The sequence below is a fragment of the Streptococcus sp. NLN76 genome (assembly GCF_015686645.1).
GTDB lineage: Bacteria > Bacillota > Bacilli > Lactobacillales > Streptococcaceae > Streptococcus.
The window spans coordinates 19683-33498 of the sequence record NZ_JADPMS010000022.1 but is presented as its reverse complement, the minus strand read 5'-3'; the positions used below and the strand labels follow the sequence as shown (position 1 = coordinate 33498).

The 13816-nt window shown below is 43.8% G+C and carries 12 protein-coding genes and 1 riboswitch; of the genes, 8 read left to right on the top strand and 4 right to left on the bottom strand.

What is annotated here, in order from left to right:
- The 3 genes from I1A59_RS05625 to I1A59_RS05615 all read left to right on the top strand — a co-directional run.
- Window positions 1-1025, top strand: a 1025-nt coding sequence (locus I1A59_RS05625; protein ID WP_196091815.1) for an IS110 family transposase, incomplete at its 5' end; no start/stop codon positions are given.
- A 254-nt stretch (window positions 1026-1279) separates the two neighbouring features.
- Window positions 1280-1507 (top strand): garvicin Q family class II bacteriocin, encoded by a 228-nt coding sequence (locus tag I1A59_RS05620; protein WP_247644769.1) that lies wholly within the window; start codon window positions 1280-1282, stop codon window positions 1505-1507.
- Window positions 1508-1804 (top strand): bacteriocin immunity protein, encoded by a 297-nt coding sequence (locus tag I1A59_RS05615; protein ID WP_196091814.1) that lies wholly within the window; start codon window positions 1508-1510, stop codon window positions 1802-1804.
- A 985-nt stretch (window positions 1805-2789) separates the two neighbouring features.
- Here I1A59_RS05615 and I1A59_RS05610 read toward each other — a convergent pair.
- The 4 genes from I1A59_RS05610 to I1A59_RS05595 form a co-directional block, all read right to left on the bottom strand.
- A complete protein-coding gene (locus I1A59_RS05610; protein ID WP_196091813.1) occupies window positions 2790-3239 on the bottom strand; it encodes an ASCH domain-containing protein in 450 nt (149 codons plus the stop codon).
- A gap of 11 nt (window positions 3240-3250) precedes the next feature.
- The gene (thiT, locus tag I1A59_RS05605) at window positions 3251-3805 is read right to left on the bottom strand and encodes an energy-coupled thiamine transporter ThiT (protein WP_196091812.1); all 555 of its coding nucleotides are present in this window, start codon (window positions 3803-3805) and stop codon (window positions 3251-3253) included.
- Between the two features lie 55 nt (window positions 3806-3860).
- Window positions 3861-3990, bottom strand: a riboswitch (TPP riboswitch).
- 227 nt (window positions 3991-4217) lie between these two features.
- On the bottom strand, window positions 4218-5171 hold the full coding sequence (locus I1A59_RS05600; RefSeq protein ID WP_196091811.1) for a LacI family DNA-binding transcriptional regulator: 954 nt from the start codon (window positions 5169-5171) through the stop codon (window positions 4218-4220).
- A complete protein-coding gene (locus I1A59_RS05595) occupies window positions 5161-6609 on the bottom strand; it encodes a sucrose-6-phosphate hydrolase (RefSeq protein WP_196091810.1) in 1449 nt (482 codons plus the stop codon). Before I1A59_RS05595 ends, I1A59_RS05600 begins: the two co-directional genes overlap by 11 nt.
- A 182-nt stretch (window positions 6610-6791) precedes the next feature.
- Here I1A59_RS05595 and I1A59_RS05590 point away from each other — a divergent pair, with 182 nt between their 5' ends.
- The 5 genes from I1A59_RS05590 (at window position 6792) to secA (ending at window position 13763) form a co-directional block, all read left to right on the top strand.
- On the top strand, window positions 6792-8690 hold the full coding sequence (locus I1A59_RS05590; protein ID WP_196091809.1) for a sucrose-specific PTS transporter subunit IIBC: 1899 nt from the start codon (window positions 6792-6794) through the stop codon (window positions 8688-8690).
- A 91-nt stretch (window positions 8691-8781) separates the two neighbouring features.
- Window positions 8782-9663, top strand: a complete 882-nt coding sequence (gene scrK, locus I1A59_RS05585; RefSeq protein ID WP_196091808.1) for a fructokinase ScrK — start codon at window positions 8782-8784, stop codon at window positions 9661-9663.
- 1 nt (window position 9664) lies between these two features.
- Entirely contained in the window at window positions 9665-10078 is a 414-nt protein-coding gene (locus I1A59_RS05580) for a peptide deformylase (RefSeq protein WP_196091807.1), read from the top strand.
- 130 nt (window positions 10079-10208) lie between these two features.
- Window positions 10209-10739 (top strand): PTS glucose transporter subunit IIA, encoded by a 531-nt coding sequence (locus I1A59_RS05575; protein WP_196091806.1) that lies wholly within the window; start codon window positions 10209-10211, stop codon window positions 10737-10739.
- 504 nt (window positions 10740-11243) lie between these two features.
- Window positions 11244-13763, top strand: a complete 2520-nt coding sequence (gene secA, locus I1A59_RS05570) for a preprotein translocase subunit SecA (RefSeq protein WP_196091805.1) — start codon at window positions 11244-11246, stop codon at window positions 13761-13763.
- Window positions 13764-13816 lie beyond the last annotated feature (53 nt).

Sequence of the window (13816 nt, the reverse complement as noted above, 5' to 3'; positions counted from 1 at the left end):
GGGCTTTGGATTGGATGCTCAATCACGGAGTAACGCATGTCTTTTTGGAAAGTACTGGACAATACTGGATTCCTGTCTTTAATATTTTTTCTGAATCTAGTTTGGAATTCTCCTTGGCACATCCACAGCGAGTCAAAAATGTTCCGGGCCGGAAAACAGATATGAAAGATGCCGAATGGTTAGCACAACTGGGCCGCTGTGGTTTAATTGAATCATCCTATTTACCCACTCCTGAAGTTATGGAGCTTCGCCTACTAACTCGAAGATATCGCTCCTATAAAGAGAGCCTTACTCAGATTAAAAATGAGATTCATAATCTTCTTCAGAGATCCAATATTAAATTAACAAGCTTTCTTTCTGACATATTTTCAAAAACCGGTCAGGCTTTACTGGAATTATTCATAAACGGAGAAGTCATTGATGAAGAGAGTGTTAGAGCTTGTATGCACGGCCGTGTCAAAGCTCAAGCTATAGACTTGGTTGAAGCCATGAATGGAAAACTCTCTAGCGAGGACTGTTTTCTCATGTCACAAAGTCTAATACAATATCGCATGATACAGAGTCTCATTGAGGATTTGGATAAGCATATTAAATCCTATATAAATAAACACTTCCCCGAAGAATATCAATTATTAATGACTGTACCTGGGATAAGTGAAAATGGAGCAGCTGTTATTTTAGCGGAAATTGGTCCTGATGTAGATGCTTTTCCAACAGATGGACACCTAGCCTCATGGGCTGGTCTATGTCCAGGTTCCTATGAAAGTGCTGGTATTAAAAAATCCTCGCGAATAACGCAAGGAAATAAATACTTAAAACATGCCTTAACGATCTCGGGTATGATAGCAGGACACTCCAAAGATCCAGCTTTCTCATCTTTATACAATCGAGTTTCCCAAAGAGGAAGTAAGATGAAGGCTGTTATCGCTTGTGCTCATAAGATACTAAGAATTGTCTACAAACTTTTGAAAACACATCAAACTTATGAAGCAGCAAGAGCATTAGGGATGCGGCAACATCCTTAAGACATTTTTAAATATGTTCACCTTAAGTATAACACAGATAGTGTTTTTTTGCGCTTTTTTACTGTGTTATTTTCAAATAAAAGACTATAACTCAGCTAAATAAGAGAATGCTATACCGAAATTTTTTGCTGATAATATTTATGGTCTATGTTTTCAAGTGTTTACCATTCAGGATGTTTTGACGACATTTTTGGACTTTTGGGTTTGAAAGGAAGAAAGCTGTGCTATACTCAAGGGCAGATTTGAGGTAAAGGTTGAAAACAGATTCACTTTCTTTATCTGAATTGCAACCCCTATTTGCAGGGACAGCCGGTACCTGTAAATTTGTGATGGCAGGTGCCAATGGCTATTCTTGTCACTTTCCCAATGGACAGTGGAGCTATATTGTAACCAAGTCGCCGTTTGAAGCAACCAAAGATGCGGTCGTAAATGGTTGGGGATCATCGATGGCTGATGGATATTGGTCAGGAGGTAGACCTTAAATGAAGGAAGAAGAATTGTTGGAGTACTATTACAATCTCTTATTGAGTTCAAGCTTGCGACCAGACGAGCGGAAGATCCTGCTCGCGTATAAGCAAGACTTAATTGTTTCTAATAGAAAATGGAAAGATCGTTTTCTAACCATGGTTGAAGAAATTCGCCTTTTATCTCTCCGGAAGATTGGGGAGGAGGGACTTAGCCCGGATTTGGCGGAGTTCTATAAGAAAGTTGTTTTTATTGCCAAGGTGGAAGAGGAGAAAGCCAGGGGGCTGGCCTCCTTGGGAAACTTTTTTCATTAAGGATTTGTGAAAGTCGGGAACAGCTCCCGACTTTTTATGGCAATTTCAGTGATGAATGGCTGAAACTTATTTATACAATCAAATACACGATGCTTTATGTTTTCAAATTTTTACCATTCAGGACGCTTGGATGACATTTTGGGACTTTGTTGTTTGAAAACCGTGCATAGGTAGTAAAATGAAACTAGCAAAGTGCCGTAGATCCTAAAAAATCACTGTACGATCAATTTTAGGTTCACTTATAAGAAAGTGAGGAGCTTATGAAAAAACATGTGTCTGGGTTAATCGTAAATATCTTGAATCTCCTCTTGGATTGGGGATAAATACGGTGGCTTTAGTTTGTTTTTTAGCTCTATTAAAGGAAACATTTTGGAAACTTTTACAAGGAGTTGAAGACGAGTAAAACTGAGAAAATAGATTTCGTTTTTTCGAGACATTCCGAAAATAGTTGGAGGGAGTAGAAAAGCCCCCTATCTTGTAAGTCTGAAAATGGAGTTATGCTATGGCTTTATACTTTTTATTATTGTTTTTAGTGATAGAAATAGTTGTCTACAGGAAATACCGGAACCTTTTTAGAAAGGTTTCATTTGTGGATATCTTACTACTTCTTTGGAGCCTTGCCCAATTTCTGGATGGTTTTCGTTTAGGATATCTAATTATGGTTTTGATCTGGCTGGGATTTATCTTAGTGGAGCTAAAGTGGGGGAGGAGTAAGAAAGATGAAAGGAGATAAGACGTGGATATTATAGTCTTTTAGTTTGCTTTTAGTACAAGGCAGCGAGTCGTAGACAGTACTGAAGTACGGCAAGACGAGCTAACACAGTAATAAAAGATAAACTAAAAGAGTATATGAAACGGCTCAACTAGTTTCATCAGTAGTATGTTATCCAATAGATTTCATGAGAATTTAAAACCCATCCAGAACGAGTTGTCTGGATGGGTTTTAAGAGTATACAAGCCTAAGTTGAAAAATGGAAAAAGAAATTTAATCTATACGTTCAAAGATTTCAAAAACCATCATCGCATCATCCCGGAATTCTATGCCTGCTTCTTGGAAATAGGGCTTAAAGAAAGCATCGTGAACCTTTCTCCAGTAGGCATAACTTAGGTCACCTTCTCCTTCCATGCGGGCTTGGTCGGGAGTGATTTCCTTGTAGGGGATGAGGAGGACTTCCTTTGTTTGGGTGATGCAAACGGGTTCTTGGGAGCCATCAAGGATAACATTGTATTCCCCAATTTGAGGTAAAGGGTCGTCCTTTCCATAGAGATCAAGTGCGGATGTAGTGGCCGTCTTTTTTCCGATTTTAACCAAATCAGCTAGTTCATCGGCTAGTTTAGGACTATCTCCAAAACTCCAAGCTTGGAATTTGGTTTGAGGAGGGAGCTTTTTCTTGGAACAAAAAGCAGCCCAGTAGTCGGAAATCTCGGATGTCATGTGTGAACCTTCTAATCTGTTAAGAAAAACCGGGGTTGTAAGTGTACAAGAGGAAGGATAACGAGGAGGCTAAAAGCGAGGGTTAGCAGTCCAGCTGTTCCATTTACACTGAGTGAGTAGATGATGGGGGACATTCCTTCAGGTGCATAATCAGACCAGAATAGAATTCCTGCCCAAAAATGAAAGAGGTAACGAACCAAAATAGCCGTGAAAGCAGCTAGAGTGGCTATTTTGATAGCCTGGCTCTTGTGGCCTTTTTTAAGAGCGGCCTTAAAGGAAGGGGCAAAGAAACCGGCCAGTCCCATAACGAGAAAGGCTAAAACATATTCAATGAATACTTGGGGAAGACTTAGATAATAAACCCTTGAAAGAAGAAAATGCAAGAGTCCCCAGCTGAGTCCAGCTAGTAAGCCTGGTTTCAATCCTCGTCTGAGAGAAAATAGAAGTAGGGGGATGGTACCAAAGGAAGGGGTAAACCAGGATGCAAAATCTGGTAGCATGGAGAGGGCCATAGCCAGGGCAGCAAAGATTGCTGCTTCTGTTAAGACGGATAAATTTTTGGACATAAAAAACTCCTTTCAGCAAGTGCGAAGGAGTGATGAAGTCATGGAAAGCTTTCCAAAAAGGTTAGCAACATTTCCCTACGCCAGTATTAACTGTGTCAGGTTCCATGGGTCTCTTCTTTCTATGATTTATCTAGTTGGATGAATCATGAAAGAAGATCTCAGCCTCAGCACCCCAAATGTTTTCTGAATTCATTTTACCATAGTAAGCGCTTTACTTCAAGAATCTATTCCTTTTTGAAAAGAGGTTATACTGGACAAACTTAAAAATCGGAATACTCGAAAAATTTCAAAAAAATGACTAGGAAAGCCGATGGTGGTAGAACTGAAGTTCACCGAAGAGGCTTGACAACGTCAGATTTTGAAATTTAATGAGTGTTGCAAAAAAATCCTAGGTAAATACCTAGGATTAAGTCTAATTGCGAGGACTCGCGAGTAAGCTGACAGGGAGAATATAGCCACTGTGATCAAGTGTCTGTCCTTTGATCCGTTTTAATAGAATCTCGACCATCAACTCAGCCATTTCAGAAATGGGCTGTTTAATAGTGGTTAATTGTGGGTGGTAGTGTTCAATATAGTGGGTGCCATCATAACCGACGACCTCTAAGTCTAGGTTCATGCTTTGGGCAATGTTTTGGACTTGGATTGCGGTTAGGTCATCCGAAGCAAAGATACCATCCGGTCGGTGATCTCTGAGGATTTGTCGAATTTCCATCTCCTTGCGTTGGGTGCTGTAGTGGGATGGAAGATTGACAATGGGTGCCTGAGGGAGTACGCTGGCAAAGCCGGCGTGTCGGAGGCTGGTGGGAGAGTTGGAGTCATCATTTCCTGTCAGCATAAGAATGTTATTAGCTCCGGTTTTGAGGAGGTAGTTGGCGGCGATTTCGCCGCCACTATAGTTGTCAGATGCGACGACAGGGATGTCTGGGGAGAGGTTGCGGTCAAAGGCGACGATAGGGGCGGATACACGGTCGTAGTCGTTAATACCTAAGTTGTGGCTGGAAGAAATAATGCCATCTACTTGGTTGGCTTCTAGCATTTCCAAGTATTCCTTTTCCTTGTCTGGTTCTCCTTGACTATTACAGATGATGGTTTTATAGCCGTGTTTGAAGAGCTCTGCTTCAAGGGCATCGATTAACTCAGCATAGAATACATGGCCTAGCTTGGGGAAAATCAGGCCGACTAATTTGGCAGATTTTCCTTGCAGGCTGCGGGCCATATTATTGGGCTTATAGCCGAGTTCCCGCATGCTTTTGGTGACCTTATCAATGGTTTTCTGTGACAGGTAACCTTTGCGGTTGATGACACGAGAGACAGTAGTGGGGCTAACGCCGGCATGTTCGGCGACATCTGTTAGTTTAACGGCCATTGAACGAGAGTGGATAGTAGTGCCCAGTTACTTGTCCTTTTGTTAGATAGCAGCCTGTTTGGTCTTGACCTGGGAAGGCCCGACCGGATAGAACAAATTCTCCACCGTTGATAAAGATTTCAAAGGTTGATTGGTCGATAAAGAGTTGAAGTTTTGTGTCTCCTTCTGGGAGTTCCAAATCTCGACTTTCCCCATGTTCTAGATCGAAGCGATGTGCCAAACCGGAGCGATCGACGGTCAAACGACCAGCTTCACGGTCAATCTGAATGTCAAGTCCTTTTTTGTCTGCATTCGCAAAGAGTACCAGGTTGGCATCTTGCCCGGCGGGAACAGTGAGTTCTAACTCATAGCTGTTGTCAGTGTCAACACGATCCGCCCAAGCTTCTTGAGCTTGGCGAAGCTCCTTCATGGCTTCAACTGGCTCTTGGTAGAGTTTACCGTCTTTGAGGCTTAGCTTTTTAACGAGAGACATGCAGCCTTGGTGTTCAAAGGCATCTGATGGGTAGCTAACGTCTGGCAAGCCCATCCAAGAGATGGCATAGGCTGTTCCATCTGGGGCATTGAATCCTTGAGTAGCGTAGGTTTCAAATCCATAGTCGAATTGCATGAGGGATCCAACATCAACCATTTTTGCTGTGGTACTGTCAAACGATTGACCGATTTTATAGAGGTTTGGATAGATGTTCTGGTAGTCAAAAACGTTTTTATCCAAGCCTTGTGGGCAGTAGAGAAGCACCGGTTGTTGGTCGATAAAGACTAGGTTGGGACATTCCATCATATAAGCTGTGCGGTCGTTGGCAAAATCTAAGTCGCCCACCTCAGTCCAGTTGCGGATGTCCTTGTCCTCAGCCTTGTAGAGGCGGACAAAGCCCTTTTTCTCCAAATCTTGACCACCCACGATGGCATAGAACTCCCCTCCATATTGGAAGATTTGTGGGTCACGGAAGTGATCGGTCGCATCACTCGGTTGTTCAATCAGCACTTGATCGATTTTTTCCAAAGTGCCATCTTTATGAACGAAGGCACCAATTTGTTTAGGATGGCGAATCCAATTTTCGTCGCGTACATTTCCTGTATAAAATAAGAAGAGCTTGTCCTCTACCTGAAAGGCAGATCCGGAATAAGCGCCGTGGCTGTCAAGCGGGGTATCGGGAAGGACTTTTAGTCCAGTTTCTTTGAAGTTTACAAGGTCGTCACTTTCCAGTTGCACCCATTGCTTTAGGCCGTGAGCTGCGCCAAAGGGAAAGTTCTGATAAAAGAGAACCCACTTGCCATCAAAATAAGAAAATCCATTGGGGTCGTTGAGTAGCCCTGTGGCTGGCTCAACGTGGTAGTGGTTATGCCAAGGGGACTGGGCGTTGAGGTCTTTGAGTTCTTGAAGTTCCTTTTCTGTCCAGTCTTCGTAGCGTTTATAACGGTTTTCTGTAGTCCATTTCATAAAAGCGCCTCCATAGTTTTTTGCTATTTTATAGTAAATGTTTTCCTAAGAAAAATCAAGGGTTTACCCTGCCAAAAATATTTTTTCTGCAAAACGATTGACATATTTGCCAGATGTGGTAAAATAACAATTGTCAGAACGGTGTAAACCGTTTTCAAAAAATCAAAACAAGGAGTTGTCACATGGATAACAAGCAGATTGCCCAGTCCGTAATCGAAGCGCTTGGTGGACAGGAAAACGTGAACAGCGTTGCCCACTGTGCGACCCGCCTACGGGTAATGGTCAAAGACGAGTCCAAAATCGATAAGGAAACTGTTGAAAGTTTGGACAAGGTTCAAGGAGCCTTCTTTAACTCCGGTCAATACCAAATCATCTTTGGTACTGGTACCGTTAATAAAATTTATGATGAAGTCGTAGCATTGGGACTTCCAACCAGCTCAACTGGTGAGCAGAAAGCTGAAGCTGCTAAACAAGGTAACTGGTTCCAACGTTCTATCCGTACTTTCGGAGACGTATTCGTACCAATCTTGCCAGCTATCGTTGCGACTGGTCTCTTCATGGGGATCCGCGGAGCTATCAATAACGATGCTGTACTAGGTTTGTTTGGAACAACCTCAGAAGCTTTCTCAAGCACTGATTTCTACTTGTGGACACAAGTTCTTACAGATACTGCCTTCATCTTCTTCCCAGCCTTGATTGCTTGGTCTGCTTTCCGTGTATTCGGTGGTAACCCAGTTATCGGGATTGTCTTGGGCTTGATGATGGTTAGCCCAGCTCTTCCAAATGCTTGGGCTGTTGCTTCTGGTGATGCAGAACCATTGATGTTCTTTGGGTTCATCCCAGTCGTTGGCTACCAAAACTCAGTTCTTCCAGCCTTCTTTGTTGGTTTGCTTGGTGCAAAATTAGAGAAGTGGTTGCATAAGAAGGTTCCAGATGTGTTGGATCTCTTGTTGGTTCCATTCATTACCTTCTTGGTGATGTCTGTTCTTGGACTTTTTGTCATCGGACCGATCTTCCACTCTGTTGAAAATATCGTACTTGCAGCAACAACTGCAATCCTTGCCTTGCCATTTGGTCTCGCAGGATTGATTCTTGGTGGCGTTCACCAATTGATTGTGGTAACTGGGGTTCACCACATCTTCAACTTGTTGGAAGCACAATTGATTGCCAATACTGGACGTGATCCATTTAACGCCATCATTACTGCTGCTATGACCGCTCAAATGGGTGCAACTCTTGCGGTTGGTGTTAAAACAAAAGATAAAAAACTCAAAGCTCTTGCCTTCCCAGCAGCACTTTCTGCCAGCTTGGGTATCACAGAGCCAGCTATCTTCGGGGTTAACCTTCGTTTTGGAAAACCATTTGTAATGGGATTGATTGCCGGTGCAGCCGGTGGTTGGTTGGCATCCATCATGAACCTTGCCGGAACAGGATTTGGTGTAACCATTATCCCAGGAACTCTCCTTTACCTTAACGGTCAATTGTTGCAATACATCATCATGGTTCTTGCAACGACTGGTCTTGGATTCGGTTTGACTTATGCTTTCGGTTATAACGAAAAAGAAGAAGAGGTCGAAGAAGTTGAAGCGGCTGTCGAAGCAGCGCAAATGGTTGGTTTGCAAGACGAAGCCGTAGCAACTCCAGTTGAAGGAGAAACGGTTGCTCTTGAAACTGTAAATGACCCAGTCTTCTCTAGTGGTGCAATGGGAAGCGGTATTGCAATCAAACCTAGCCAAGGTGTGGTTTATGCTCCAGCAGATGCAACGGTTACAGTTGCTTTTGAAACTGGACATGCGTATGGTTTGAAAACAGATAAGGGTGCTGAACTCTTGATCCACGTTGGGATCGATACAGTTTCTATGGCTGGTAAAGGATTTGAACAAAAAGTTCAATCTGGTGCCAAAGTGAAAGCAGGTGATGTCTTGGGTACCTTTGATTCAGCAGCAATCGCTGAAGCAGGACTTGAAGATACAACCATGTTTATCGTAACCAACACTGCTGAATACGGACAAATTTCTCCAGTAGAAGCTGGACAAACTGTCCAAAAAGGTTCAGAAGTTCTTAGCCTTTCTGCTAAATAAGTGTTAAAATAAAAGGGCCGAGACAGTTCAGTCTCGGCCTTAACTATGTTATAAAAAGCTAAAAATCACACAAAAAACGAGGAGGTCTCGCATGTCTGAAAAACTTTATGCTAGTTTGGAAGCTGGCGGAACGAAATTTGTCTGTGCTGTCGGCGACAGTAATTTTGAAGTCGTGGAAAAAATTCAATTCCCGACAACGACACCTGAGGAAACCATTGGCCAAGCCATTGAATTTTTCTCAAAATTTGACTTGGCAGGTCTAGCCATTGGTTCCTTTGGGCCACTGGATATTGCCCATAGTTCGGAAACCTATGGGTATATCACCACAACCCCTAAACCTCACTGGGCCAATGTTGATTTGGTGGCTCCGTTTAAAGATGCTTTGGAGATTCCAGTTTATGTGACCACCGATGTAAACTCTTCTGCCTTTGGTGAAATTGTTGCCCGAAACCATAAAGTCAATCATTTGGTTTACTATACCATTGGTACAGGTATTGGTGCGGGTGTTATCCAGGATGGTTTATTTATTGGCGGACAAGGGCATCCTGAAATGGGACATGTTCCGGTTGCTGTGCATGATTTAGACCGCGAGGCTGGTTTTGAAGGGGTCTGCCCTTTCCATGGTGCTTGCTTGGAAGGCATGGCAGCTGGCCCAAGTCTAGAAGCTCGCACCGGTATTCGCGGAGAAAATATTGGTTTGGACTCAGATGTCTGGGATATTCAAGCCTACTATATTGCACAGGCAGCTGTTCAGGCTACAGTTACCTTCCGTCCACAAGTTATTGTCTTTGGGGGTGGGGTTATGGCTCAAGAACATATGTTGAAACGCGTCCACCAACAGTTCGAGAAATTGTTGAATGGTTACCTTCCAGTTCCGGATCTCAACGATTACATTGTTACCCCAGCTGTGCCTGACAATGGGTCAGCGACCTTGGGTAATTTCGTCTTGGCTAAGGAAGTGAGTGAATCCTAAGATGGCACCTGAAATTATTCGGGATCAGGTATTTCTTAGCCGGCCGTCAGCTCCTGTCACTCCTCTGGATTTGGGCTTGGCAGAGCAATTACGGATTGCTCTGGCCGCGAATCGAGATCGGTGCGTGGGCTTGGCCGCCAATATGATTGGCCATTCCAAACAAGCTATGATTATCAGCATGGCTCCAGGTCTGGATTTAGTCCTCTTCAATCCTAAAATCCTTAGTCAATCGGAACCATATGAGACGGAGGAAGGATGCTTGTCTCTGGATGGAGTCCGGCCAACGAAACGCCATCGGAAACTCCGCATCTCTTATCTGGATCAACAATTTCAGCCCCAGGAGCTGGATTTAGAAGGTTTCCCCGCTCAGATTTTCCAACATGAGTGGGACCACTTTCAGGGGATTTTGATTTAAAAAACTCACTCGCTAAAACAAGTGGCGAGTGAGTTTTTTGCCAGGAGAAGAAAGCTCTTCCTAGCTTGACATTTGGCTAAAAGATGATACCATTAAATCAAGTTATAAAACGTTTACAGAGGTGATAAAAATGGCTGAGAAATCGTGGTTTCAAAAACGAATTGGTTCCTTGTTTTCAAATAAGGATGCTGAGGAACAAGGGGAGATGATTGTAGCGAGTCCTGTGGCAGGCGAAGTTTTACCTTTGGAAGAAGTGAATGATCCCGTTTTTGCAAGTGGCGCAATGGGAACCGGTTATGCCGTGAAGCCAGTAACCGATGTAGCTTATGCACCCGTTAGTGGAGAAGTGACGATTGCCTTTGAAACGGGGCATGCTTATGGTTTGCGTACTGCTCAAGGTGTAGAGCTCTTGGTTCATATTGGGATTGATACTGTTTCCTTAGAGGGAGAAGGCTTTGATGCCAAGGTGAAACAGGGACAAAAGGTTGAAGCAGGAGATGTTTTGGCTCAGTTTGATCCCCTTGTGATTGCGGAAGCCGGCTTGGAAGCAACGACCATGATTATTGTGACCAACCCTGCAGAGTTTTCACAAATGGACCGCTTGGCCCAAGAGACTGCAGAAGAAGGAGATGCGCTATTTGCCTTGAAGCGGCCTGAATAAAAGGCAAGATTGTAGACAGGGAGCAATTTTTTTAGAAAACTTTCATGAAAATGGGGGTGACCCCCTTAACCAGAGAGAGTGGGACAGAACGATTTTAATTGTAAAAATCGTTCGTTACAAGTCTTTATTTCATGTTGTAAGCTGAAACGGTTTATCCTCAAACCGTTTCACTCCCACCTCCGGTCTAAAGGCATGTTGAATGCCTTTAGAGCTTATAGATGAAATGAACGAAGTTCATGTCAAAGTTGATTAGGTAGTTTTCGGAGGTCAAAGAGTCAGAAATTGACTCTTTGAGTTTCTGGATAAGAGAACATGAAATGTTCTCTCAATAAAAGCGAACGAAAATACCAATCAACCACTGCGTCAAAGTGATTTCACTAATGAGAATAGGAAGGTCGAGACATTTGTTCGAACCTTTTTTCATTTTTGGGTAAAATTTTCAAGATAGCCTAGATTGTGATATAATGAAGGGCAGTAGAAAAAAATGAACAAGTAAGGAAAACAATGGCAAATTTATTAAAATCCATTATTGAAAACGACCGAGGGGAACTTCGGAAAATTGAACGGATGGCAGACCGTGTTTTCTCTTATGAAGAGGAAATGGCTGCTTTAACGGATGACGAACTTAAGGCAAAAACTGACGAGTTCAAAGATCGCTATGCTGATGGTGAATCCTTGGATGATCTCTTGTATGAGGCTTTTGCGGTTGTACGTGAGGGTGCTAAACGGGTCCTCGGACTTTTCCCTTATAAGGTACAGGTGATGGGGGGGATTGTTCTTCACCATGGTGACGTGCCTGAAATGCGTACCGGTGAGGGAAAGACCCTGACTGCGACCATGCCGGTTTATCTCAATGCTATTTCTGGCCAAGGAGTTCACGTAGTTACAGTGAATGAGTACTTGAGTGAGCGGGATGCGACTGAGATGGGGGAGCTTTATTCTTGGTTGGGTCTGTCTGTTGGGATTAACTTGGCTTCCAAGTCACCAATGGAGAAACGTCAAGCCTACGCCTGTGACATTACCTACTCTACCAATGCGGAAATCGGTTTCGATTATCTCCGTGATAACATGGTGGCTCGTCCAGAGGACATGGTCCAACGCCGCTTGAATTATGCTCTTGTTGACGAGGTTGACTCTATCTTGATTGATGAGGCGCGGACGCCTTTGATCGTATCTGGACCAACCTCATCTGAAACCAACCAGTTGTATTACTTGGCAGACCGCTATGTGAAAACCTTGGAGGAGGAGGACTATATCATTGATGTCCCATCCAAGACCATTGGACTCTCAGATTCTGGAATCGACAAGGCCGAAGCCTACTTCAAGTTGGATAACCTCTATGATATCGAACACGTGGCCTTGACTCACTTTATCGATAACGCTCTTCGGGCCAACTACATCATGACCTTGGATATCGATTATGTCGTGAGTCCGGAACAAGAAATTTTGATCGTTGACCAGTTTACCGGTCGGACCATGGAAGGTCGACGCTTCTCTGATGGCTTGCACCAAGCCATTGAAGCCAAGGAAGCTGTTCCGATTCAAGATGAAAGTAAAACATCGGCTTCGATTACCTATCAAAATCTATTCCGGATGTATAAAAAGCTATCTGGGATGACCGGGACCGGGAAAACTGAGGAAGAAGAATTCCGTGAAATCTACAACATTCGGATTATTCCAATTCCAACTAACCGTCCTGTACAACGGATTGACCATCCAGACCTCTTGTATCCAAGCTTGGAAGCCAAATTCAAGGCTGTCGTTCAAGAAGTTAAAGAGCGTTATGAAAAGCGCCAACCGGTTCTTGTGGGTACCGTATCGGTGGATACCAGTGATTACCTTTCACAAAAATTGGTAGAAGCTGGGGTTCCTCACGAAGTCTTGAATGCCAAGAACCATTACAAGGAAGCTCAGATCATCATGAATGCTGGTCAGCCTGGTGCGATTACAATTGCGACCAACATGGCTGGTCGGGGAACCGATATCAAGTTGGGTGAAGGGGTTCGTGAAAATGGAGGTCTCTGCGTTATCGGTACGGAACGCCACGAAAGCCGGCGGATTGATAACCAGCTTCGTGGACGTGCCGGTCGTCAGGGAGATCCAGGTGAATCTCAATTCTACCTATCACTTGAAGATGATTTGATGCGCCGTTTTGGTTCTGAGCGGATTAAGGCTCTCTTGGATCGGATGAATCTGTCAGAAGAAGAGTCCGTAATTCGTTCTGGTATGTTGACGCGTCAAGTGGAGGCGGCTCAGAAGCGGGTTGAAGGGAATAACTACGATACTCGGAAACAGGTCTTGCAATACGATGACGTGATGCGGGAGCAACGAGAAATTATCTACCGGGAACGGTACGATGTGATTTCTGCTGATCGAGACTTAGCCCCTGAAATCCACGCGATGATTCGTCGGACCATCCAACGCCAAGTGGAAAATCATAGCCGTTCCTCCAAGGAAGAACGCCTAGAAGCTCTTTACAATTTTGCCCATTACTGTATTGTGCCGGAAGATGAAATCGAGAAAGAAGATTTGGAAGGGCTTAATGATGCGGCGATGGTGGATTACTTGTATGACTTGGCCATGGATGTCTATGATGATCAAGTTTCCAAGTTGCAAGACGAAGCGGCAGTTAAGGAATTCCAGAAAGTCTTGATTTTACGGGTTGTGGATAACAAGTGGACCGATCATATCGACGCCCTGGATCAGTTGCGGAATGCGGTTGGACTACGTGGTTATGCACAAAATAACCCTGTTGTTGAGTATCAGGCTGAAGGTTTCCGCATGTTTAATGACATGATTGCTTCCTTGGAGTACGATGTGACCCGCTTAATGATGAAAGCACAAATTCATCAACAGGAACGTCCTCGTACAGAGCATAAGATCACTACAACAGCAACTCGGAATATTGCAGCAGAAGGCAGGGAATTACCAGGTGATATCGATCTAAGTAAGGTTGGTCGGAATGACCTCTGTCCATGTGGTTCCGGTAAAAAATTCAAGAACTGTCATGGTCGTCGTTTGTAAGAATTAAAAGTAGAGGAGTGTGGGCAGTCAAGCTCCACTCCTTTTTCTAGCGA

What these genes read in the sequence shown, in the direction of transcription:
- thiT (WP_196091812.1), bottom strand. Translation starts at nt 3,805, where the DNA reads ATGTCCAAAAATTTATCCGTCTTAACAGAAGCAGCAATCTTTGCTGCC.
- I1A59_RS05610 (WP_196091813.1), bottom strand. Translation starts at nt 3,239, where the DNA reads ATGACATCCGAGATTTCCGACTACTGGGCTGCTTTTTGTTCCAAGAAA.
- scrK (WP_196091808.1), top strand. Translation starts at nt 8,782, where the DNA reads ATGTCTGAAAAACTTTATGCTAGTTTGGAAGCTGGCGGAACGAAATTT.
- secA (WP_196091805.1), top strand. Translation starts at nt 11,244, where the DNA reads ATGGCAAATTTATTAAAATCCATTATTGAAAACGACCGAGGGGAACTT.
- I1A59_RS05595 (WP_196091810.1), bottom strand. Translation starts at nt 6,609, where the DNA reads ATGAAATGGACTACAGAAAACCGTTATAAACGCTACGAAGACTGGACA.
- I1A59_RS05590 (WP_196091809.1), top strand. Translation starts at nt 6,792, where the DNA reads ATGGATAACAAGCAGATTGCCCAGTCCGTAATCGAAGCGCTTGGTGGA.
- I1A59_RS05580 (WP_196091807.1), top strand. Translation starts at nt 9,665, where the DNA reads ATGGCACCTGAAATTATTCGGGATCAGGTATTTCTTAGCCGGCCGTCA.
- I1A59_RS05600 (WP_196091811.1), bottom strand. Translation starts at nt 5,171, where the DNA reads ATGGCCGTTAAACTAACAGATGTCGCCGAACATGCCGGCGTTAGCCCC.
- I1A59_RS05575 (WP_196091806.1), top strand. Translation starts at nt 10,209, where the DNA reads ATGGCTGAGAAATCGTGGTTTCAAAAACGAATTGGTTCCTTGTTTTCA.
- I1A59_RS05615 (WP_196091814.1), top strand. Translation starts at nt 1,508, where the DNA reads ATGAAGGAAGAAGAATTGTTGGAGTACTATTACAATCTCTTATTGAGT.